At 57.2% G+C, this 21307-nt stretch carries 26 protein-coding genes and 1 other RNA gene; 9 read left to right on the plus strand and 18 right to left on the minus strand.

From position 1 onward, the window contains the following. The first annotated feature begins 9 nt into the window (after positions 1–9). Genes O3S85_RS08195 through O3S85_RS08205 form a run of 3 tightly spaced genes read left to right on the plus strand, consistent with a single transcriptional unit; the run spans position 10 to position 1908 of the window. Positions 10–429: a hypothetical protein gene (locus O3S85_RS08195; protein WP_269539474.1), complete on the plus strand. Its 420-nt coding sequence runs from the start codon at positions 10–12 to the stop codon at positions 427–429. Between the two features lie 43 nt (positions 430–472). Further along, the gene (locus tag O3S85_RS08200) at positions 473–1114 is read left to right on the plus strand and encodes a hypothetical protein (protein ID WP_269539476.1); all 642 of its coding nucleotides are present in this window, start codon (positions 473–475) and stop codon (positions 1112–1114) included. A gap of 2 nt (positions 1115–1116) precedes the next feature. Next, on the plus strand, positions 1117–1908 hold the full coding sequence (locus tag O3S85_RS08205) for a DUF3106 domain-containing protein (RefSeq protein ID WP_269539477.1): 792 nt from the start codon (positions 1117–1119) through the stop codon (positions 1906–1908). Between the two features lie 95 nt (positions 1909–2003). Here the strand turns inward: O3S85_RS08205 and O3S85_RS08210 are convergent, their stop codons facing one another. The 6 genes from O3S85_RS08210 to O3S85_RS08235 all read right to left on the minus strand — a co-directional run bounded on the left by O3S85_RS08210 (position 2004) and on the right by O3S85_RS08235 (position 6629). Continuing rightward, positions 2004–2591: a hypothetical protein gene (locus O3S85_RS08210; protein WP_269539478.1), complete on the minus strand. Its 588-nt coding sequence runs from the start codon at positions 2589–2591 to the stop codon at positions 2004–2006. Between the two features lie 111 nt (positions 2592–2702). Beyond that, positions 2703–3350: a hypothetical protein gene (locus O3S85_RS08215; RefSeq protein ID WP_269539479.1), complete on the minus strand. Its 648-nt coding sequence runs from the start codon at positions 3348–3350 to the stop codon at positions 2703–2705. A gap of 180 nt (positions 3351–3530) precedes the next feature. Beyond that, complete coding sequence (locus O3S85_RS08220; RefSeq protein WP_269539480.1) at positions 3531–4412, minus strand: hypothetical protein; 882 nt, start codon at positions 4410–4412, stop codon at positions 3531–3533. 78 nt (positions 4413–4490) lie between these two features. Continuing rightward, entirely contained in the window at positions 4491–5618 is a 1128-nt protein-coding gene (dnaN, locus tag O3S85_RS08225; protein WP_269539482.1) for a DNA polymerase III subunit beta, read from the minus strand. Between the two features lie 371 nt (positions 5619–5989). Then, a complete protein-coding gene (locus O3S85_RS08230) occupies positions 5990–6337 on the minus strand; it encodes a DUF4288 domain-containing protein (RefSeq protein ID WP_269539483.1) in 348 nt (115 codons plus the stop codon). A 1-nt stretch (position 6338) separates the two neighbouring features. Next, a complete protein-coding gene (locus O3S85_RS08235; RefSeq protein WP_269539484.1) occupies positions 6339–6629 on the minus strand; it encodes a hypothetical protein in 291 nt (96 codons plus the stop codon). Positions 6630–6815: 186 nt separating this feature from the next. Here O3S85_RS08235 and O3S85_RS08240 point away from each other — a divergent pair, with 186 nt between their 5' ends. Further along, the gene (locus O3S85_RS08240; protein ID WP_269539486.1) at positions 6816–7466 is read left to right on the plus strand and encodes a hypothetical protein; all 651 of its coding nucleotides are present in this window, start codon (positions 6816–6818) and stop codon (positions 7464–7466) included. 373 nt (positions 7467–7839) lie between these two features. On the opposite strand, the gene O3S85_RS08245 is transcribed toward O3S85_RS08240, so the two are convergent. The 6 genes from O3S85_RS08245 to O3S85_RS08270 form a co-directional block, all read right to left on the minus strand. Continuing rightward, positions 7840–8085, minus strand: a complete 246-nt coding sequence (locus O3S85_RS08245; protein ID WP_269539487.1) for a hypothetical protein — start codon at positions 8083–8085, stop codon at positions 7840–7842. 221 nt (positions 8086–8306) lie between these two features. Further along, on the minus strand, positions 8307–9164 hold the full coding sequence (locus O3S85_RS08250) for a universal stress protein (protein WP_269539489.1): 858 nt from the start codon (positions 9162–9164) through the stop codon (positions 8307–8309). Positions 9165–9464: 300 nt separating this feature from the next. Next, complete coding sequence (locus O3S85_RS08255; RefSeq protein WP_269539490.1) at positions 9465–10013, minus strand: hypothetical protein; 549 nt, start codon at positions 10011–10013, stop codon at positions 9465–9467. An 18-nt stretch (positions 10014–10031) separates the two neighbouring features. Beyond that, complete coding sequence (locus O3S85_RS08260; protein WP_269539492.1) at positions 10032–10175, minus strand: hypothetical protein; 144 nt, start codon at positions 10173–10175, stop codon at positions 10032–10034. Positions 10176–10228: 53 nt separating this feature from the next. Beyond that, positions 10229–11011, minus strand: a complete 783-nt coding sequence (locus O3S85_RS08265) for a PhzF family phenazine biosynthesis protein (RefSeq protein ID WP_269539494.1) — start codon at positions 11009–11011, stop codon at positions 10229–10231. Between the two features lie 3 nt (positions 11012–11014). Then, entirely contained in the window at positions 11015–12298 is a 1284-nt protein-coding gene (locus O3S85_RS08270) for a glucose-1-phosphate adenylyltransferase (RefSeq protein WP_269539496.1), read from the minus strand. 154 nt (positions 12299–12452) lie between these two features. Here O3S85_RS08270 and O3S85_RS08275 point away from each other — a divergent pair, with 154 nt between their 5' ends. Next, the gene (locus tag O3S85_RS08275) at positions 12453–12794 is read left to right on the plus strand and encodes an STAS domain-containing protein (RefSeq protein ID WP_269539497.1); all 342 of its coding nucleotides are present in this window, start codon (positions 12453–12455) and stop codon (positions 12792–12794) included. A 369-nt stretch (positions 12795–13163) separates the two neighbouring features. On the opposite strand, the gene O3S85_RS08280 is transcribed toward O3S85_RS08275, so the two are convergent. From O3S85_RS08280 to O3S85_RS08295, 4 genes are all read right to left on the minus strand, one after another. Continuing rightward, positions 13164–13937, minus strand: a complete 774-nt coding sequence (locus O3S85_RS08280; protein ID WP_269539498.1) for an ABC transporter ATP-binding protein — start codon at positions 13935–13937, stop codon at positions 13164–13166. Between the two features lie 3 nt (positions 13938–13940). Further along, entirely contained in the window at positions 13941–14696 is a 756-nt protein-coding gene (locus tag O3S85_RS08285) for an MlaE family ABC transporter permease (RefSeq protein ID WP_269539500.1), read from the minus strand. A 63-nt stretch (positions 14697–14759) separates the two neighbouring features. Then, entirely contained in the window at positions 14760–15248 is a 489-nt protein-coding gene (locus tag O3S85_RS08290; RefSeq protein WP_269539502.1) for a hypothetical protein, read from the minus strand. Next, complete coding sequence (locus O3S85_RS08295) at positions 15245–16654, minus strand: hypothetical protein (RefSeq protein ID WP_269539503.1); 1410 nt, start codon at positions 16652–16654, stop codon at positions 15245–15247. The genes O3S85_RS08290 and O3S85_RS08295 overlap by 4 nt, the downstream gene beginning before the upstream one ends. 248 nt (positions 16655–16902) lie before the next feature. On the opposite strand from O3S85_RS08295, the gene O3S85_RS08300 reads away from it, so the two are divergent. Further along, the gene (locus O3S85_RS08300; RefSeq protein WP_269539505.1) at positions 16903–17469 is read left to right on the plus strand and encodes an RsmD family RNA methyltransferase; all 567 of its coding nucleotides are present in this window, start codon (positions 16903–16905) and stop codon (positions 17467–17469) included. Between the two features lie 34 nt (positions 17470–17503). Here O3S85_RS08300 and O3S85_RS08305 read toward each other — a convergent pair whose 3' ends face one another. Together O3S85_RS08305 and ffs are read right to left on the minus strand one after the other, a co-directional pair. Beyond that, on the minus strand, positions 17504–19204 hold the full coding sequence (locus tag O3S85_RS08305) for a tetratricopeptide repeat protein (protein WP_269539506.1): 1701 nt from the start codon (positions 19202–19204) through the stop codon (positions 17504–17506). 48 nt (positions 19205–19252) lie between these two features. Next, positions 19253–19351, minus strand: an RNA gene (gene ffs, locus O3S85_RS08310) — signal recognition particle sRNA small type. Between the two features lie 124 nt (positions 19352–19475). Here ffs and O3S85_RS08315 point away from each other — a divergent pair. The 3 genes from O3S85_RS08315 (at position 19476) to aroC (ending at position 21187) form a co-directional block, all read left to right on the plus strand. Further along, positions 19476–19817 (plus strand): hypothetical protein, encoded by a 342-nt coding sequence (locus O3S85_RS08315; RefSeq protein ID WP_269539507.1) that lies wholly within the window; start codon positions 19476–19478, stop codon positions 19815–19817. 103 nt (positions 19818–19920) lie between these two features. Beyond that, positions 19921–20064, plus strand: coding sequence for a hypothetical protein (locus tag O3S85_RS08320; RefSeq protein ID WP_269539509.1), 144 nt, complete (start codon positions 19921–19923; stop codon positions 20062–20064). 1 nt (position 20065) lies between these two features. Next, positions 20066–21187: a chorismate synthase gene (aroC, locus tag O3S85_RS08325; RefSeq protein WP_269539510.1), complete on the plus strand. Its 1122-nt coding sequence runs from the start codon at positions 20066–20068 to the stop codon at positions 21185–21187. Positions 21188–21307 lie beyond the last annotated feature (120 nt).

Genomic DNA, 21307 nt, shown 5'->3' on the forward strand with positions numbered 1-21307 from the left:
CCAGCCGCCATGAAATTTTTACGCATCCTCGCCGTTCTTATAGTAAGCCTCGCCGGACTCCACGCCGGGGTCATCGCCCCACCGGTGCGCCCGCAGCATCTTTCGCGCATTGTCCACTACAATGGCCCGGCGGGCTCCGAGAGCTTTTGCGCAAAAAATTATATTTACCGTCACGGCGTTCCGGCGAACCCAAGCACCCTCGGCTGCGGCTATGAGGGGCAAGAGGCCGAAATCCGCTGGCAGGTGATTCGCACCAGCGCAGAAGGCGACGTTTACCTTTTTGATATTGATATCCCCGTGGCGGCAGGCCAGCCCGCCGTCCAACCACAGGAAGTGGTGTTTCGAGGAAAACCCGTGGTGGTTTACCAGGACAGAGAGCGCACCATCGTCATCGAACCGCTAAAAACCAAAGATTCCGCCGATTCCTGAAACTTTTTGCGCCCGCGAGCGTTTGCGTATTTAAAGAACCAACATGAAACCAGACGACCAACCCACGGATCCCCTCGACGCGCTGCTCAGCCGTCAGCCCGTGAAGCCCAAGGCGGACTTCGCGGAGCGGACCCTTGCGCGTCTGGATAAGGAGCTCGCCGAACGCCCCGAAGCTGCGGCCTTCGATGCCGAGCTGGACGCGTTGCTCGCCGCCCAGCCACTCAAGCCCAGTGCCGAGCTGACGGACAAAGTCTTGGCCGAAATTTCGGCTGATCAAACTGCGCAGCCAGAGGAAAACAAAATCATCGGCTTCCCCTCATGGGTGGTCGCGCTGGGCTCGATCGCCGCGCTGATGGTGCTCGGCATGTTCAGCTTTATCACGCTTTTCGACTACGCCAAGAGCCAGAAACAACCCACCGGCCCGGCCATCGTCCAGAACGACGCGTCCGCGCAAACGACTTCTGACCAAACGCCGGAAACCACAACCACACAGCCAGACACCGAGACCGAGGTTTACGTGGCCAGCGTCGAGTCCAGCGACATCCCGCTGCCGGGCAACGCCATGGACGAGTCGACCGAAATCGTGGAATTTGAAAACGTCCTGACCCTCGACGAAACGTTGGACGATATCCTGTTGCTCGCCGATCTGGAAACCCTGGACAGCCTTCAAGCCTTTCTTAACTAGCCATGTTCGCCGTAAAATACAGTCGCCCTCGCATCCTGATCGCCACGCTTTCGCTGAGCGCGCTGACGCTGGGCGGATTGTTCGCGCAAAACCAGCGCTACCCGGGCCTGGCCGCACCGTTCGCACCACCTCCGCCACCTCCGCCCGCCGATGCGGTTGATGCGCCGCCACCACCCGACAATCGCCCATCCATGGAGCAACGGCAGGAGGCCAAGCGCCTCATCAATGAATTTAACGACTCCAGCGCCACCTACGACGAAGAGCAAAGCGACCGCGTAACCATGGAGCAGCTTCACGCGCTGGAGCGCTTCCTCGAAATGCCCCCCGAGCAACTCGCCCGCATTCGCCAGACCATTGAGCGCGTCGAGGCCATGAGCCCGGAGGAGAAAGACGCCATTCGCGCCCGTATCGCCGCCTTCCGCAACCTGGAGGAAGAAAAGATCAACCGCATCCGGAAATTTCACCAGGTGTGGAGCAATCTGGATCCGCAGGAGCGCCGCCTCGTCCACCGTTATATCATGACTCTCCCTCGCGATGAGGCGGAGCAAATCCGGCAACAGACCGCCTCCATGTCCGCACAAGAGCAACTGGCACATTTTAATGAGCTGCTAGCCCGCGCCGAGGCCGCAGATGCCGCTGGAGAGCTGCCCTCGATGGCGGACAACATCCGCCGCTGGCGTCGTGACCGTCGTGACAATAGCGACAACGGCCGCGACCAGAATGGCTACATGAACACCCGCCGCCAGCAGGAGGAGCCTCTTCCCGGCCCCCCGCCAAGCCAACCAGCGGAGTAATTTGCGCGACCAAATCAAGCCACCGTTGCGGGCAGCGATAAACGCACTACACGATGTGCCGGTAAGAAAAGCTGTCATATAAAATCTCGCCGAGTCTAGCTAGCGGTCGATCCGGTGTTCGTGCTCGCTGCAGACTTTTTGGCGGCTCTTTTTCTAGCCGTCTTTTTGGTGGCAGCTTTTTTCGTCACTTTTTTCACGGCTTTTTTAGTGGCCTTCTTAGCGACGGCCTTCTTAGCGGCTTTTTTCACCGACGCTTTTTTAGCTGCCTTTTTGGCGGTCGCCTTTTTGGCTGTTTTCTTCGCGGCGACTTTCTTGCTAGCTGCCTTCTTGACCGCTTTCTTGGAAACTTTTTTAGCCGCCTTTTTGGTCGTCACCTTCTTGGCCGCGGACTTTTTCGCGCCGGCTTTCTTTTTACCGGACTTCTTCGACTTCTTAGGCGTGGCCTTGGCATCGGCCTCAGCCGCGGCCTGCTCGGAATAGACGGTCTCGTGGATCTTGCTTAAGTTGTCCTCGATCTTGGCAATGACCGGCGAGGTCAGCTCGTAAGTGGAGTTGTAGATATTCGTGAGGGTATCACAGGTCTTATCCAGGAGGTCCTCGTGATAGTCGCGGGACTTCACTTTCTGCGTGCGCAGAAACTTCTTCATCTTCTTCGCGAGCTGGCCTTTTTTTAATTTTTTCATAGTCTTGCCTTTCAGTCGTTTAGGCAATGTTAGGAACCATATCAGCGTTTGGCAAGAAAACGTTACGAAGCTTGGGCTTTCTGCATAAACCTTCCTATCGAAGTGTGCAGCCTAAAGAATCTTTGGGCTGCGGCGTATAAAAACACATATGAAGATCGCTGAACCAGCCAAAGCGCAAAAGCTTGCTGGCTCAGGTATACTGGAGCTGGTAATTTTAACCGGCTGAAAACCTTCACCCGATAATCGAACGCCAAGCAAAAGGTTTTGCCCAATCAAGCCCTCGAGTTTGGCTCGTCCTTCTGCTCCAAGACCTGAGTAGGACTGGTAATAGCCATTGCCGGTAATCGTCTGATAAACTGCATCAGTAACATTGAGTTGGAAAATGATATCGCCTCCAGACCAGATTTGAGAGGCCAAAACTGTATCAGAGTAATAGCCTCCAGGATGACCAACATTCGTATCGAAAGCTTTTTCGTTCCAGTAATCTACGACGCTGTTTGTCGTGCCGCCAAGGTCTCGAAGACTCCAAGAAATAAGTCCCGCTCCCCCAATATCATGTGGAGTTCCACTATCTGAGCCAAAAATCGCGAATTCTTTGGTATTGGTGTTGAGTCTGAGTTCTAGAACCGCTGAAGCATTGCACGCCAATATCAGGAATAGTGAAAGACAGAAGAATTGACGAATTAGAGTCTTGTTCGGTTTGCGCAGCATAATGTGAACACTCGAACTATTAACAAACACACGCACAAGAAAAAGCATGTAGCAATATGGTTAATTATTACACCATAAAGCCACATAACTTTTATATATGCTGCAAAACTCAACAATAAAAGCGGGCAGAAAACACGAGTAAAACAGCTATTGCAAAATAAAAATGGTTACAAACTAGCAATACCATGTCGCATCATTTTGGAATCTATCGGTCCAGCCGGACGTTGCCTAGTAGCCGACGGTGCGGCCGAGATAATTGATCATCCAGTGCTCTTTCCAGAGGCGGTAGCGGCCCTCGAAGGACAGGCGACCGTGCTCTTCCTGAAACTCGTGCGGGAGCAGGTAACCGGACTGCAAATTCGCAATTTCCAGGCTGGTTTGCTGGCGATTCATGTCGTCCAGCGAATCGTCGTCTTCCCACATCTCGACGTTGACGCCCTCACGAAGCAAGCGGCGGCGATGGTAACGCAGGAGCTTGTCGAGCTTGCGCATGAGCGGCTTGCGGACGATGAACCATTTCTCCGGATAAAATCCACCAAAGGGCATGGTGAGGTTCGACGTGATGACTCGCTCGCCCTCACGCGTCTTGGTGGTGAGCACGTAGCACACTTGGTGCGAGTTAACGCCGTTGGGGAAAAACATGACCTGTAGCCGTACGAGGCCCTGCTCATCCTGATAAATGCTGGAGCGGATCACGAAGTCCTTAATCAGCTCGGCCTTCAGGGAATCCATCTTCTTAAAGCCCGTGCTGCGGAGCCAGTCGCGCAGCAGAATAAAGCGCTTGTCAGCCGGCCACTCGTCACCCTCGGAGTTCTTGCGAAAGCGCGGAAACAGCGGGATCGGCCCTTTGCTCACCGCACACACCTCCAGCCAATTGTAGAGCGTTTCGAGCAAAAACCAGCCCAGAAACGAGACCGCCGCGAGCACCCAAAATGGACGCTCCGACCAGCCAAATTCACGCGCCGCCGCCGCCACTGTAAAGGCGAACAGCAACCAGCGAAGCCAACGATTGAGTATCGACAGAACCGGGCTTTGCCAGTGATTGTTCGCCAAACTGATCCCCAGCGAGAGGATCAACAGGCCGAATACAATCTGTGTGCAAACTGACATTTAGCGGTTTAGACGGCGAAATAGGGGGTTGGGTTCCATATTTCACCAGGGGCCGAAACCCGGGCGGGAGACGCTCCCTTAGTTCAAGCGCAACGGCATGATGACGCACAGGAAACTATCCAGGGTCTTAAACACGCCAGGGCTGAGCTCGTCCTTAAATTCAAAGTAAACCTCGTCTTGGGCGAGGGCCTTGAGCGGATCCAGCAGGAACTGCGGATTGAAGGCCACGGTGACCTCGCCGCCTTCGTAGCTGATGGCCATGGACTCGTGGGACTCGCCGTATTCGGGCGACGAACCGGTGATCTCGAGCAGATTGTCCGACAGCTTCAACTTCACGGAGTTGTTTTTGTCGCTCGTCACGAGTGCTGCGCGCTGCACGCATTCAGCCAACAACTCACGTTCGATTTTGATCCGGTTTTCGGTCTCCTTGGGGATGACCTGCTTGTAGTCCGGATACTTGCCCTCGACGATCTTGGAGACGAGGTAAATGGAGTCCACCAGGCCACTGTCGTCATCGGTTGCGATCTGGATCTCGAAAGCCACCTGACGGTCGCTAAAGGTAATTTTCACGTCCTCGCCCTGGCCGAGCAAGCGCTGCAGCTCGTCCACCGTCTTCGCTGGCAGGATGAGGTCACCGGCGTTGTCTTCGACAACTTCCACTTCGTTGCTGCACAGGGCCAGGCGGCGGCCATCGGTGGCGACGAGGGTCATCGAATTATCGCGGAACTGGAAGAACACGCCGTTGAGGATGTAGCGGTTCTCGTCCTTGGACTGAGCGTAGGAGACGTTCTTGAGCATGCCCACGACGTCGTCCTGCTTGAGATTGAAAATGTGCTGGTCGGCAAAGCTCGGCAGTGGCGGGAACTCGTCCTCGCTGATGCCCATGATGCGGAACAGGGAGCCGCCGGAAGTGATCTTGGCCTGATTGCCGGAAGAGGCGTCCACTTCGACCTCGCTGTTGGGCAGGGCGCGGACGATGGTGGCCAGCTTGCGGACCGGAAGCGTAATGCCGCCGGGCTGGGAGACTTCGGCCTTGATGCGGCAACGGATGCCGAGGTCGAGATTCGTAGTTGTCAGGGATAGCTGGTTACCTTCGGCCTGGATGAGCACGTTGCTGAGGATGGGCATCGTGGCGCGGGAGCCCACCACGTTCAGCACCTGTTGCAGGCCGGTAGCGAAATGATCACGGTGAATCTTGAACTTCATTGGAACAAAAAGTGGGTGTTTTCGGACTTACTGGCAACGTTAGATTATTAGGAAAATATTTTATAAAATTCTCTATTCCCTATTATAGGCGGAGCATGAGTGTAACAAGCCTGTAACTGCCTGTTTTCAAACAGCTTGCGCCAGAGATTGAAGGGGAATAACTTTGAGGGCAAGCCCGAACAAAGAATAACATGTCAGTAAGTTGCCGCTTATTCGCAACTATCCCCTGAGTTACCCCCACGTTGTTCCGAATGAGTTTCGGCCGCGTTTCGAAGGTGTTTCCTTGAAGATGTTTCGCTGCGTTTGCTGGGAGGATGTTGAGAAATATGGTGAGGCGAATTTGAAAATTGGCACCCAGAAACCACATGGAATTATGACTGTTCGCGCTGGACATTGATGGTGTGCTGTCGATCGGCCGATGTGGATATAAAAGTATCCTCATACTGCTCAGCGTTGAATCGGCTGCCGCGCATCGTCGACCAAACTTCACTGCCCTCACTGACTAATTCATCGAACAAGTGAAATGCATCCGTTGCCCGGATGAAAATACAATTCGCTTCGGTGGCGTATTTTGCGGCTTCAGTCTCGGCTTTGAGATACGCTTCGTTTTCCGAGGCGCATTTCCACAGGGTGATCCTCTCTTCAAATAACGTTTCTCCTTTCCTGGCTCGCGTGGGATGCGAGAACAGGCAGCGGACGGCATACCAGGGCTCTTTCATATCAAAGCTGTTGAGTGGCGTGAAATGCCTGACGGTCCAAGGCAATAAGTGGAGAGAAAAGATAACCGAGGAAATTTCCCGAATACTCAATCTGGCCGTCGATCGTTTGGCGCTTGTGGAATTCCATTCCTTTGGGCTGCCATACCATTTCATTCGTAATTGAGAGGCCCACGGCGTAGCGCGTTTCACCATTCTGCCAAGGCTGATACTTTCCCAGTAAGCTTGCGGTCAGGTATAAACCAAAATACGCGGCGGCAACGATTGCACATCCGTATCTCAGCTGTTTCTTCATGTCTTAATAGGTTAATCATTGTCTGTTAGATGTCCAAGCGAAAGCGCCAATCAACTTGATCGCAGGCATAGCCGCGCCATTCTGTTGACACCCGGCATGGCGCTGTCATGACTTAACGTGTAAGGGTTTCTCCCAATCTTAACCATTTGCCGCATGTTGCGAACTTTGCTGAGTGCTCTCCTATTAATGACGTTGGTTCCCGCCAGCGCCGATTTGCCGCCGCCACCAGGTTACTCATCCGAGGTGAAAGAACGCCCGAACCCGCGTCAGCGTTCGCGAAGCAGCATCCCGGAATCAGGCGAGCGTGGTTCAGCCCCCATCGTGCAGTCCGGCATGATCGTGATCAATGACGCGGTGGGCGATATCTCCAAAGCAACGGCTAAGGAACACCTGGACTTTGTCCGCGTAACCTTGGCACCCTTAAGCGAGAGCGACATTCTCGTAACGGTGGAGTTCGCTGAGCCGATGCCCAGCGATGCGGCGGAGGACGAGTATTGCGATATCTTTTTCAGCCTCGATCTGGATCGCGATTCCGGCACGGGCACCGAGTTTGGGCAGTTGGGCATCGATTGCGCCATCAAATTTAAGGGCTACGATGCGGTCCAGCCCTGGGAAGGCCGGGTAAAGGCCCATAGTGACGTTGCCAATGACTACGGCCTGAAAGTGCAAGATGTCCAATACGGCGATCAGGCTTTGTCATTTCTCCTGCGCGCCACTGGCCCGAAGAAATTGCAGAACTTCGGCCTGCATATGGGCGCAATGGCGAACTACCGCTCCGTGGACACGATACCGAATGCCTCGCCGCTCTACATCGATCTCAGCCAAGTGGGCTATTAGAGTGCAGGGCGAACGGACATTCAACTTTCAGCAAATTTGCCCCAACGGGGCTACGCAACTATAGCCCAGGGTTGGCTTGAGGCCGCAGAGCGGCTGAACGCCTACCCTGGGAATGCGAATACGTAAATTGCCTATCCCAACGGGATTGCGCAAAACGACAGCTTGCGCAGCCCCGTTGGGGCAGTGTTTGTAGCAATCAAGATATAAAATGAATGTCCGTTGGCCCTAGCCTTTGAAAATCGGCTGCGATCGCGGTGATCCTTTTGTTAACCGATCCGGCACGGCTCCCAAGTGCATAGAAAAGGAGGCGCATTGCGGCACCTCCTTTGGGGAATCTACGATCCCTATCGAGAAAATTGGTATGCTGGATGGTTCAGGCTGCCGGCTCGTCCTGCCGACTATCGTCCAGATATTGGTGCAGGCGCCAGGTTCCGATAACGAGGCCGAGCAGACCGGAGGCGAGCATCAGGCGCTGGCCGGCGTGCCAATAGATGACGGCGAACACCAGCAGGGCAAAGCCCAGCGAGAGAAAGATGAGTGATTGAGCGAAAGTTGAGCTGTTTTCATCTGGCGTGGCAACGCTCGCCAGGGTGGTCAGATGTTTTTCGATGTCCCTCATGATGGGACTTAAGATACTGGATTATGCATACAGGCTGCAAGAAATCAGGTGGTCATTTATCCTTCACCAGCTGAATTTTGAAATGCGTATCTTTCGTTGGTAGAACACCTTAGCCGATTCTCATTTCTGAAGAAATGCAGCGCTGCCGATACAGTCGCGACAAAAAGAAAAAGGGGTATAGGCCCTATTTGCGACTTTTCGCCATTGGGCTATTTACCTTACTAGCGGAAGAGCATCACCGGGATGAGGCAGCGGCGGATGAGGTCCGTGGTGGTGCTACCGATGAGCAGCTCACGGATGCGGCTGTGGCCATAGGCACCCATGATGAGCAGGTCGATACCGCTGCGCTCGACATAGTTCACGATCTCGTCTTCGACGTCGCCGGTGAGCAGTTGGCAATTGGCGTTGATGCCGGCTTCTTCCAGGCGGCCTTCTGCGACACGCAGGGAGCGGGCCAGCTCGTCATCGCCGTGGCCGTTGCTCACGGTGACCACGCTTAGCTCGATTCCGCGCAGGGCCGGCTCGGCAATGAGCCAGTCGATGGCCTTCTGAGCGCTGGCGCTGCCATCGAAGGCGATGACCGCCTTTTGGATGTCGCGGAATTCGCGGTTGCAGATGAAGCAGGGTTGGCGCGATGCGCGGACCACACGCTCCAGGTTGCCGCCCAGGTGGTCCTTGGCCTGGCTGGCACCTTCGCCGCGTTTGCCGAGTAGGATCAGGTTGGCGGCGTCTTCACCGCTTTCGTAGGTATCGAGTGCGTCGACCAGCAGGCCGGTCTCGTGGCTAAAGACGATATTCTCCGCCGACACACCGGCTTCCATCAGCTCGCGGTGAGCGGCTTGCTCGACGAGTTTGGCCTTGTTGCTTTCCATCTCTTCGAGGGCGCCGGTCATCCCTTGATAAGGCGAAGCACCGAGGCTCCCGCCGAGATCAAGCAGGAAGGGCAGTTCAAATTCCCAGAGGCTGGAGACGTAAAGCGCCTCAATACGGGCCCCGGTTAGGCCCGACAGCCAAGCGGCGTAACGACATACGACGCGCGCGTAATCCGAGGCGTCTGTGCAAGCGAGTATCTTATTCATGGGGTTGTCCTTTGGTTAACGACAACCTATGCACGAATGACACTAATCACAAGCCGAACCCACCGGAAATCAGTTATTTATGACTGTCGATTGGGCGCAAAGCCAACGTGGAGCAGCTAAGGTGGCGGCCGGTGCCTGTCCCGCTGAGCGGCGATCCCCACCGGCCAGAGCTTGAAACTAAAAGCTTGAATCGGTCCGCGATTAAACATTGTCCGCGAAACACGCTGGTTGATAAGCATCAAGTCCCCGCCTACATTGTTGCCGGTGAGACACCGGCCGCTACCTTCCTAGGGGCAAATTTTAAGGCTCCTTGCGCGGCACGTCCGACGTCGATTTTTCCTCGGCTGCTTCCTCTTCTTCGGGAATGTCCACTTTGGGGAAAGGCGCGGACTCGGCCTGCCAGAGGTTATCTTCCTCCTCGGAATGCTCAATTTTGCCCGGCTTGGGGAAAGGAGCGTTTTCGGCCTGCCACAGGTCGGCGTTGTCCTCTTTGGGCGCGGGTGGCTTGAGCGGTGAAGGGGGTGACTCAGGCTGAGGCGGTGTTGCGGCCAAGTTGGTATGGGCGGGTAGCGGCGGCGGGGTGCGCGTTACGGGCGCGGGTTGTGGCTCCGGTTGCGGTTTGCTGCGCTTCAGATCCGACGCGGCAACGCCCAGACCGGCAAACAAAACGCCGACGCCAAAAAAGAAAATGTGCCCCAGCCAGCACAGATTTGCCAAGCTCATGAAGGGCTCTGCCCAGTCAATCTCCGGCAGGATCAAGATCTGCAGTATCCACTCGGTAATGCCGAAGACCAGGCCCAGAAAGCCACTGATCGCCGCCAGCACGCCGAAGATGGATCGCGAAGTCATGGCGCGGGAAATATCCGCTTAGGACTTGGCCCAGGAATCTTCCTGACGCTTGAGGAACTCGTTGTAGATCGCGAGCACGACGAGCAGCTTTACCGCAACGCCCAGAATACCCAGCACCATCAGCGGTCCCAGCAGGTTATTGAATTCAAATGGTGGATACATGGCGGCGATTAAAAGGATTAATGGACAAAGATTAAAGGAAAAAGAAAGGCCGTTTAAAGGTGGATTTGGCCCTCCAGATAGAGCACGGCGCGCCCGGAGATGAACACACGCTCGCCGCGGAGCTCACACGACAGGCTACCGCCACGGGGCGAGAGCTGGCGTGCGGTCAGCGTAGTTTTGCCGAGCTTTTTGGCCCAGTAGGGAGTGAGCGCGCAGTGAGCCGAACCCGTCACGGGGTCTTCATTGATGCCGTAGTTGGGCGCGAAAAAGCGGGAAACGAAGTCCACCTCCGTGCCCTTGGCAGTGATGATCACGCCGCGCTTTTTCAGCGGACGCAATTGGTCAAAATCCGGCTGCACGGCGCGGAGGGTCGCCTCATCCGGGAGCACGGCCAGGTAGTCCATGCCGCGGCGACACTCGATCGGCATGACGCCTAGCGCCTCGGCCAGGTGATGTGGCGGGTAGCACTTCTTGGTCGGGATGGCGGGAAAATCCAGCGTAATGTCGTCACCCGCGGCCGTGACTCTTAGCGGGCCGCTCTGGGACTGAAACGTGACCCCGGCCCGCAGCTCCGGCTGTTGTCGAAAGAGCACAAACGCCGTCGCCAAGGTGGCGTGCCCACAGAGATCCACCTCTTTCGTGGGCGTGAACCAGCGCAGCCGGTAGCCATCGCCCTCGGGGACGTAAAACGCCGTTTCCGCCAAGTTATTCTCAGCGGCGATGGACTGCATGACGTCGTCATCCAGCCACTCATCCAGTGGGCAAACTGCAGCGGGGTTCCCCTGAAACAGCGCGTCCGCAAAGGCGTCCACCTGAAACAGAGGAATCGCAGCCATAGCTTAAGCGCGGACTTTGGTGCCGGATGGCACGATGCCATTCTTCATCACCATGATGATGCCGTCGCGCACGTAGAGATCGCCTTCGGACCAGCCGTCGGGCTTGCCCGCGGGGGAGAGCTCCACGTCGTCGCCGATACGGGCGTTTTTATCGATGATGGCGCTGTTGATCTTGCAATTCTTGCCTACGCCGAAGTTGGGGCGCTGGAGCTCGGCATTTTCCTGGCGGTCCTCGTCGGTCTCATACCAGTCGGCACCCATCATGACAACGTCTTGCAGCTCAGTGCCGGTGCCGATCATTGAGCGAACACCGATGACGCAGTGCGTTACCTTGGACTGCGAGATGATGCTGCCGCCGCCAAAGAGGGTGCGGCTTACCTCGGCACCGTTGACCTTGGTGGCCGGCAGGTAGCGGGCACGGGTGTAGATCGGTGCTTTGTCGTCAAAGAAGTTAAACGGCGGAAGCTCGTCGGTGAGGGCCAAATTGGCGTCAAAGAACGCGGCGACCGTTCCGATGTCTTCCCAGTAGTCGTCGTAAATGTAGCTGTTGAGCGATACCTTGCCGAGGAGGCCGGGGATGATTTCCTTGCCGAAGTCGGTCTCGTCACCCGAGAGGGCGTCGCGCATGACGCGGGCCGAGAACACGTAAATACCCATCGAGGCCAGGACGACGTCATCGGGGTTGCCGTCGAGCGTGGAGCGCAGCTTGTCACCGATGATGAGGCTCTCGATCACGGCCGGGTCGGTGGGCTTTTCGACGAATTCCTGGATGGAGTAGTCATCATCGACGCGCATGACGCCGAGGCCGGTCACTTCGGACTTGTGCATAGCCTTGGCGGCGATGGTCAGATCGGACCCGAGCCTGTTGTGGTGCTCGATGATCTTGCGGAAGTCCATGCGGTAAAGCTGGTCTCCGGAGAGGATCAGGAAGAGGTCGTTTTTGCCGTCGTTAAAGTGGTGCAGGTTTTGGCGAACGGCGTCCGCCGTGCCTTGGTACCAGGTCTCGCCGGAGTCGGTCTGCTCGGCCGACATGATGTCCACATAACCGCCGCCAAACGGGTCGAACTGATACGTCGACTGGATGTGGTTGTGCAGCGAGGCGGTGTTGAACTGGGAAAGCAGGTGGATGCGGTTGATCCCCGAATTGAGACAGTTACTAATTGGGATATCGACCAGGCGATATTTGCCGGCGAGCGGCACAGCTGGCTTACAACGTTCCTTAGTCAGCGGGTAAAGCCGGGTTCCGCGGCCGCCGCCCATGATGACGCTTATGACATTTTGATCCATGGCAATTCAGGGTATAAGTGAGTTTATTCTCACCGTTGGCCATAGGGGAAAAAAAATCCAGACTCTTTTGTTACAAAGGCAGATATTAACGTGACTGTCATTTTCTAAAACCCTTGCTTGCGAAACCATCGGCCAATGCCCAGCATCGGCGCTCATGGAATTGAAAGTAATTCTTGCCGACGAAAAAATCTCCCACATTGCCCTGATCGGTCGGATGGATCACGCCGGCGTTTCCGCCGTTGAACTAAAGTTTCTCGCCGCTACCGCCAGCCGGCAGAAGCCGACCCTCGTCGACATGAGCGAGGTTACCTTTGTCGTCTCCCTGGGCATTCGTATGCTCTTGGGTGCCGCCAAGAGCCTCGAAGCCAACGGCAACAAATTGGCCCTGGTTAACACCCAGCCCCTCGTCGCCGAAACCCTCCGCCTGGCCAAGCTGGACGAAGTGTTCATCCTGGCCGATTCCGAAGAAGACGCCCGGGCGAAGCTGGGTGTGTAAGGATCTATTTACTGCGCGTCAGCGAATAAAATTTTAGAACGCGATCGCTGGCGGAACGCGAACCTCTGTGTTCGCCATTTATTCCATCATTCTTCAGGTAGCGCTGGCGCGTCTCGCGTCGCAAGCAGTGCCGTTATACGCAATCAGTTCGTGAAGACGCGTTGGCGATATCCGCTTTCAACGAACATTCCATTTCGTTTCTCCAATCCTTGCGGAGCGGGGACGCTCCGCGCTACCTTTTGAAGTCATGGGATGTCGGCGAACACAGAGGTTCGCGTTCCGCCAGCAATTGCCCTTCTAGTCAGACAAGCCATTTGCCCAATGGGCAAATCCGGATGCGAGGCATCCGAAGGTGCAGCGGCACGCTGCCTAGCCGATCTTGCGGAAGCGCGGGTCCTGCATGTCGATCTTCGGGTGCATGAAGTCGGCGACTTGCGGGTCGGTGCTGGCTTGGAGCTCATCAGGGGTTGCGAGGGCGACGAGTTTGCCGCCCATCAGCAGGCCCACGCGGTCGGCGATGCCGAGGGCCAAGTCGCGGTCGTGAGAGACGACGATGCTGGTCACCGAAAATTCTTCTTTGAGCGTGCCGATGATCTCGGAAATGTTGGCCGCGGTCACGGGGTCGAGCTCCGAGGTGGGCTCATCGTAGAGCAAGAGCTGCGGTTCCATGACGAGGGCACGGGCGATGGCCACGCGCTTGCGCATGCCGCCAGAGAGCTCGGCGGGGAGCTTTTTCGCGGCGTCCTGGATGTGGAGGATTTTCAGGACGCGGTCCACCTTGTCGCGGAGGGTGGACTTGTCGTAGAGGCGGTGCTCGCGCGGGTAAAAGGCGAGGTTGTCAAAGACGCTCATCGAGTTGAAGAGCGCGCCGGCCTGGAAGACGAGCGCGGTGCGGATCTCGCGGTGCGTTGCGGGTTGTTCGGCGTCTTTGCCGTCGATGAGCACTTGGCCGCTGTCGGGCTTTTCCAGATTCACGAGGTGGCGCAGCAGGACGGATTTGCCCGCGCCGCTGGGGCCCATGAGCACAAAGATTTCGCCCGGCTCGACGCTAAAGGAAACGTCGTCCAGCACGACTTGGTCGCCAAAGCGCTTGCTGAGCTGTTTGACTTCGACGCCGACGGGTGTGGTGGATGGTTCGGCCATGGCTTACAGGAAAAGGCGGGTTAACACGTAGTCCAGCAGCAGCACCAGGAACATGCTGGTGACGACTGACCGGGTGACCGAGAAGCCGATCTCGCGCGGGCCGCCGCGGGTGATGAGCCCTTGGTTGCAGGCGATGAGCACCACGACGAAGCCGAAGACCTCGGCCTTGATCAGGCCGTTCATGACGTCGGTGAACTGGGTGACGCTTTTCAGGTTGGCCCAGTAAACGGTGGGGTCCAGCCCGATGAAATCCACGTGCTGGCCAACGACCGCGCCGCCGAACCATCCCATCAGCACGGCAACAATCGTCAGCACCGGCATCATGAAGAGGATCGCGACCAGCCGGGGCATCACCAGGATGCGCTCGGGCGGCGTCTGCATCGTGCGCAGGGCGTCGACTTCCTGGTAAACCTTCATCGAGGCGATCTCGGCCGTGATCGAGGAGCCCACGCGGCCGGCCAGCAGGAAGGCGGTGATCAGCGGTGCCAGCTCACGGGCAACGGCCAGGCCGACGATGCGGCCGATCAGCTCCTGTGCGCCAGACATGCTGTTGAGGCTGTAGCCGGTTTGCAGGGCCAGCACTGCGCCGAGGAAAAAGCTCAGGATCGCGACGATGGGAAACGTCAGGTAGCCGATGTGGAAGCAGTTGTCGAACACCCGCCCCAGCTGTCGCGGCAGTGACGGCAAATAGGCAATCGAGCGCAGCAGCAGGATCAGGCTGCTGCCGATGACTTCGAGTATGTTGCGCGCGGTGTTCATGGTCGAACGGATGTTTTAATTATAAGATTCCTGTGATCAGCCAAGAACCAAAAAGATAAGTTATTATCCAGTTGGTTCGGGATGGTTAATAATATTTATGTAAGTGTGTCCATCGAGGCCAACGAGTGCTTCAGCTTGAACCAGTGAATTACCTGTTTGAAAGGTGTATCGTGCGAACGGCTGATCCGGATTATAAGGGATATCCTGAAAGCCTTCCAGAACGTCTCCCATCACGTTTCTTTGATCCCAATCCATTTGATGTGGAGGAAGTTCGCTGACTACATGCGAACTATTTTTCTGAATAAACGAGGGAGTGTCAAAATGTAGAATATACGAGGTGTAGCGATAGTAGTCTGTTTGGTAACAATCAAACCCATCACCGCAGTAAGATAAGTCACCTAGCTCCATACCCTGGACTTCAACAACATTCATTCGCGTTGCTTTTGCATGGGTCGATGTCTCCCAAAACATCCAACCAGCAAGTATCATCAGAAATCCGATCAGACCAATTCCTAACCATGTTTTCAATGTGCTTTGGTTGGTCGCGTTCATAGCTCAATGTCGAACCACAGGAGTTGCAGGGTTTCTTTGCCGTCTTCGTAGGTGCCCTCGCGCTTGTAGCCGAGGAGGCCGCCGCCGAGCTGGAACTGGGCACGGTCTTCGCCGACGTCGTGGACGAAGATGTAGGGGTTGATCTCGAAGCGGGTGTTGTCGGGCGTTTTCTCCTCGACCATGAAGTCCCACAGGAAGCTTTGCTTGGACTCGCCGGTGTTGGTGTTCCACTGGCAGCGCCAGAAGGCGAGCATGGGCGTGTAGAGATCGCGCACGGTTTGGCTGTGAGGATAGAAAACCTCGAATATGCTGAGCAGCTGGGCCTGCTTGAGCCCGGCACCGTTGTCGTATTCGCTGATCCAGGGCCACACGTGGGTTTCGTAGGCCTCGGCGAGGTTGGGGTTGGTGGCACTGCGTTGGGTCTCGTTCCAATAGACGAAGTAAAAGAACTGCGTGCGGTCGATGATCAGGTCTTTCTCGCGTTGGGTGCGAAACTTGTAGGCGGGCCACATATACCAGGTCTTGTCGACGCCGGTTTTGATCGAGTGCGTGTAAAACGGTGCCCAGCGGTTGGTGTATTCGTTGTCGCCGCGGCCCTGCATGAAGAACGGGTAAAAGTAGCGCTCCTCGGTGTAGCCCTTGGTGCGGTCTTCCTTCCAGCCGAAGAACGGCCAGATGATGGTCACGTCGTCCACGAACTCGCCGTGTTCGGTGGCCCAAAATGGCAGGAAGCCCTCGCGCACGCGGGGGATGGGCCGGTCCAGCTGGTCGACCTTGCGATAGATGAACGGCCAAAAAAGGAACTGGTAGTCCATCTTGCCCTCCTGCCACCAGTGGCCCATGATCGGCCAGACGAGTGCGCCGCCCGTGCCCGGCCCGTGGAGGGTCTGGATGAACGGCCAGGGCGTGCCCATGCGGGTGGTGTCGCCAGTGGTAATCGTCCAGTAGAGCGGCCAGAGTGCCCAGGTGGTCTTGTCGAACATGAACTCCTGGAACTCACCATAGATGGGAAACAGGCCGTAGTAGGATTTGTCCGGGCGACCGGGCTCGTAGTGAAACCACACGAAGGGCACGATGAGAAACGTCTCGATGACGTTCTCGTGCAAGAGGCCGGTGCGTCGGCGCTGGATAAAGGTGTAAATTTCCCACCGCACGAGGTTGGGGTCGCGGTAGTGGACAAAGAACGGTGGGACGAAATCGTATTGGTAGGTCTGCTTTTCGTAGTTGTGCTTTTCGATCCAGAACGGGCGCATGGTGGCCATGTCGTTGACGCCGTCGTAGGTTTCCTCGAAAATGGGGCCCAGCGCCTTCCAGTGGGTGACGGCCTCGCGCTCGACTTTTTCGCCCTCTTCGTTCTCCTCGACGACGGTTCCGGTCTCTTTAAACCAGAGGGGCGACCAGTCCACGGCGTCCCCCAGCGCCGCTGTGCTCAACCACAGCAGGCACAGCAGAATTTTCGTCAGAAAAGTCCCAGCGCATCGCATCCGAAGCGCGCAACAAAGCATAACCGCTGCCAGAGTGCAACTGCGAGTTGCGGCAAAGGTGATTGGACGGGCAACCTTGAGCGACTGTGCCCAGCTTTGCCGCAAAATCTGTTGCCACTCGGCGCGACTTGCGTTGATGCTCGCGGGATGAAGGCAAACCACAGCAGCGCATGCGCATAACCGGCGGACAGGCGCGGGGTATTCCGATCAAGGCCCCGGATCGCGGGGTGCGCCCGGCGACGGATTACCTGCGTGAGGCGGTGTTTTCCTCGCTCGGGCCCGATCGCGTGCGTGATGCGCGGGTGCTGGACTGCTTTGCGGGCACGGGTGCCTATGGCCTGGAGGCGCTGAGCCGTGGTGCCCAGCTGGCGGTGTTTGTTGAGCAGGACCGCGGCGCGCTCAAATGCTGGGAGCATAACCGCGCCGCCGTGGCGAAATCCCTCCAACAAAGCCCGGGCGCAATCAGCGATTTATGGCGCGGGGACGTCTTCCGCGTGCTCGCCAAGGGCAGCGAAACCTTCGACCTGATTTTTGCCGACCCACCCTACGAACTGTGGAACGAGCGCGGCGGCGAGCTGCTGGAGCTGCTGTTTGCGCGCCTGAGCGAGCAGAGCGAGGCGCGTGTCATTTGCGAAGCGCCGGGTGCCTGGCAGCCGGAGTTGCCCGCGGGCTGGGAGCTTTATCGCCGCCTCGCGAAAGGTCCACGGCAGCCGAGTGCGCTGATCATTGGCCGGTAACCTTTAAAAGAATCCACGGAACCCGGTGGGCGTTTTACTTCGCCGAGTTGCGCATGTCTTCTTCGGTAATTTCGATGCCCTTCAGCTTCTCGTCGTTGACGAGGCTTTCCACGCCGGAACCGGTCATGCTGGATTGGCTGCCGGTGCCGACAATACGCTTTTCCAGCTGATCGCTATTGAGCTTCTGGTTGCTGTAGCCTTCCTCGCGCACGGATGCCACGGTTTGCGATGAGAGGAACTCGGCCTCCTTTTGCTCATTGAGCACCTGCTTGCGCAGGCTCGAAAGCATGCGGCTAAAGGGATAGGCGGCCATGCCGGCATTGAGGATGCGTTCCGAGGTCTCGTAGGCGCGCACTTTGCGCATTGCCTCGGCGGCTTCCCAGTAAATTTCTGGCACCATGCGGTGGGTCTGCATGTATTTGACCAAGTCGTTGTATTCCCCGGCAGACTTCTGCGTGGCGGCCTCCAGTATTTGCTTATACGCGCCCAGGATTGGGGCGGCACTGGGGTCTTTGGGGGCTGCCGGTTTCACGGCCAAGTATTCTTGATAAGCTTCCTCAAACTTACCCTCGGTCACGAGGGCTTGGATGTAGTAAAACCACAGGGCACCGAAAAGATCGGGGCTTTCCAGGCCGACAATGCGCATGAGGCGCTTGACCTTCTGGGAATCGGGCTGGTCGGTAAATTGGGCCGCGATACTGGTAATCGCTTGCATGTTACGGCGGTGGACCGCGAGGTAAAGGTCGAGCAAGGCGTCGGCCGCAGCGGTGTCGCCATTGGCATACATCAGGATGATGGCGTCCATCTGCGCGTTCCAGGCCTGGGGATGGTCGCGGAAGAGGCTGTGGTAAATTTTTCGCGCCTTGGCTTCGTCTTCCTGAGATTGGGCGAGGTAGCCCTGCATGAGCGTCAGCTGAGGCTCGCTGAGGGTCTCCGCATCGAGCGTGTTCAGGTATTGTCTCGCATCTTCATAGGCCCCCATCTTGAGGTAGGCAAAGGTGATGGTGTCGTGGTAATGCGCATTGGGGTCGACCTCGTTCAGGTGGTCGGCGGTGGTGATGGCGTTGGCGTAGTCCTGCTCGATGATCTGGGCGCGCAGCAGGAGCTTGAGCAAGGCCAGCTTGAGCGGCTGGTTGTCCTCGATTTCCGGATAGTTAAGGATTTTAGGGGCCGCGCGCATGATGGCCGGATTATTTTCCGTGTATTGGCACAGCTGGATGAGGCTGGTCAGGTAAACCGACTTTTCGGGGTATTTGTAATCCAGGCCTTCGATCAGCAGGTCCACCGCTTCCACGTAAAGCCCGGCGGCGATGTAAAACTGCGCCAGCTCCAGCCGGGCGTCGAAGTCTTCCGGCACACGGCGGACGCCGGAGCGGTATTTATAAAAGGCCTGCATAACCTGGCCATTGGCCAGATCGTCCCGAGCCTGGAGGATTTGAGTTTCCCCTTGTTTTTGCACGAGGCCCTTGGCGTTGATCGGGGCCATGAGCACATCGGCGTAGCTGATCTGGTTGTACGGCTGCCGGGCGCGCAGCAGATAAGCCCCGAAACCAATGCCCAAATACAACAGAATCGACATGAACATGCCGAACCACACGAGACGCTTTAACTCCAGCTCGATGGAGATCGCTTTATTGTGCTTGCGGCGACCCGGCTTAATCCGAATGCAGCTCCAACACCGGCGAAGACTTTTCAGCCAGGTGTCGGAACCTACTAGGACGATCTGAACGTTCATGGTCTGCGGCGCCGCCGGCTGGGGCGCGGGGTTGATTGAATAAAAAATAGTGGCCAGGCACCCTGCGGCACACGTGAATCCTGGTTGCCCTTGCTTCCTTCCGGACCTGGGGGAGTTCACCGGTTCGACGTTGCACAGGACCCGGCCAGTGGGGAAAGCAGATTATAAGCAGCTGCTTTTCAATGTTTTTCTTTCACGGGAATTAGGGGCTATTTAGGCCAGAGAATTTACCTTGCGCTTGCAGATACATTTGTTTGTAGTTTACTGCACTATGCGGGCTACAAAGAAAATCCTCCTCACACTTCCAATTGTTGCGCTTCTGGGCGCTGGTTGTTCGATGAACGATAAGTCGACCATTACGCCGATGGAATACGTGCGTGACGACTGGAACGACAATGTTCCGATGTCCGTCACTGCCCAGCAATCGGCTTACAGTGCCAACCAGAACCTGGTTGAATCCGGTATCGTCTTTCACGACTATGTTCAAAAGGACATGGGCCTGAGCCCAAGCGGCGTCTGGTACCCAACCTATGACATGGCCGAAGGCAAAGTGCCAGTCGATGGACCGGCTCCGCAGTATTGCCCGATCACGGGCCATTCCGTGGAAGAGTAAAACATTTCCTGAAACGCCGTCCCTTACCGGACGGCGTTTTTTTGGCACTTTTCAGGCGTAATAAGCGCTTGAACCGCTTGGCGTTCTCGCTTCCAATCGGCGAATGAAATTTTTGGCCGCATTTTTACTCTTCGCCGCATTCGGCTTGGCGGGTTGCGAAACCCAACGCACGGAGACCGTTAACGACGGCTTCGGCATGGAGTTCACCGAGAGCTCCGACGCCGACCAAGCCAAGGTGATTGATTAATATGGGCAACGTATTCGGCTCCCTCTTCCGTATCTCCACCTGGGGCGAAAGCCATGGTGGTGGCATCGGCGTCGTCGTGGACGGCTGCCCGCCGCGGCTCCCTCTCAGCGAGGCGGACATCCAGCTAGAGCTCGACCGCCGGCGCCCCGGCCAGAGCGACATCACCACGCCGCGTAAGGAGACCGATACCGCAATGATCGTCTCCGGTGTCTTCGAGGGGCAGACCCTGGGCACCCCGATCGCCGTGACAGTGCCCAATGCCGACCACCGTCCCGAGGCCTACTCGGAGATGAAGGCCAAGTTCCGCCCATCGCACGCGGACTACACCTACCAGACCAAGTTTGGCATTCGCAACCACGAGGGCGGCGGCCGCTCTTCGGCCCGCGAGACCATTGGCCGTGTGGCCGCTGGCGCGATCGCCAAGAAAATCCTTCGCCTCGGCCCGGACAGCCCGGTCGAGATCAGCGCCTACATTGAGCGCGTTCACAATATTTCCATCCCCGGCCAAGACGGCCCGGATGGTCCGACACTCCCCTTCCCCACGCTGGAAGAAGTCGAGGCCAACGCCGTGCGCTGCCCGGACCCCGAGACCGCCGAAAAGATGATTGCCCGCATCAAGGAAGCCCGCAGCGAGGGCGACAGCGTGGGCGGCGTCATCGTCTGCCGCGTCCGCGGTCTGCCAGTCGGGCTCGGTGTGCCGGTGTTCGACCGCCTGGAGGCCGATTTGGCCAAAGCCATGCTCTCCCTGCCCGCGACGAAGGGCTTCGAGGTCGGCAGCGGATTTGGTGCCGTGGGCCTGACGGGCCGCGAGCACAACGATCGCTTCGTCAACCGCGATGGCAAGGTCCACACCGAGACGAACCGCTCCGGCGGCGTCCAGGGCGGCATCAGCAACGGCGAGGAGCTTTACTTCCGCATCGCGTTTAAGCCAACGGCGACAATCCTGCAAAGCCAGGCCACGGTTGATCTGGCCGGCCAGGAAACCGAGCTCATGGGCCGTGGCCGCCACGACCCGTGCGTGGTCCCACGCGCCGTGCCGATTGTGGAGTCGATGACGGCCCTGGTGATCGTCGACCACTGGATGCGCCATCAGGCCCAGTGCGGGACGTTTTCCTTCGCCTAAATTGGCCGAAAAAATTTCCGGAATAATCCGCCTACCGTGTTCTCTTATTATCGAATGCAACAATGCATTCACAATAGAATAGCAGGTTCAGGTAGGCGGCGGCTCCAAGGGATTGGGGCC

This window comes from Cerasicoccus sp. TK19100 (genome assembly GCF_027257155.1).
In the GTDB taxonomy this organism is placed as follows: Bacteria; Verrucomicrobiota; Verrucomicrobiia; order Opitutales; family Cerasicoccaceae; genus Cerasicoccus; species Cerasicoccus fimbriatus.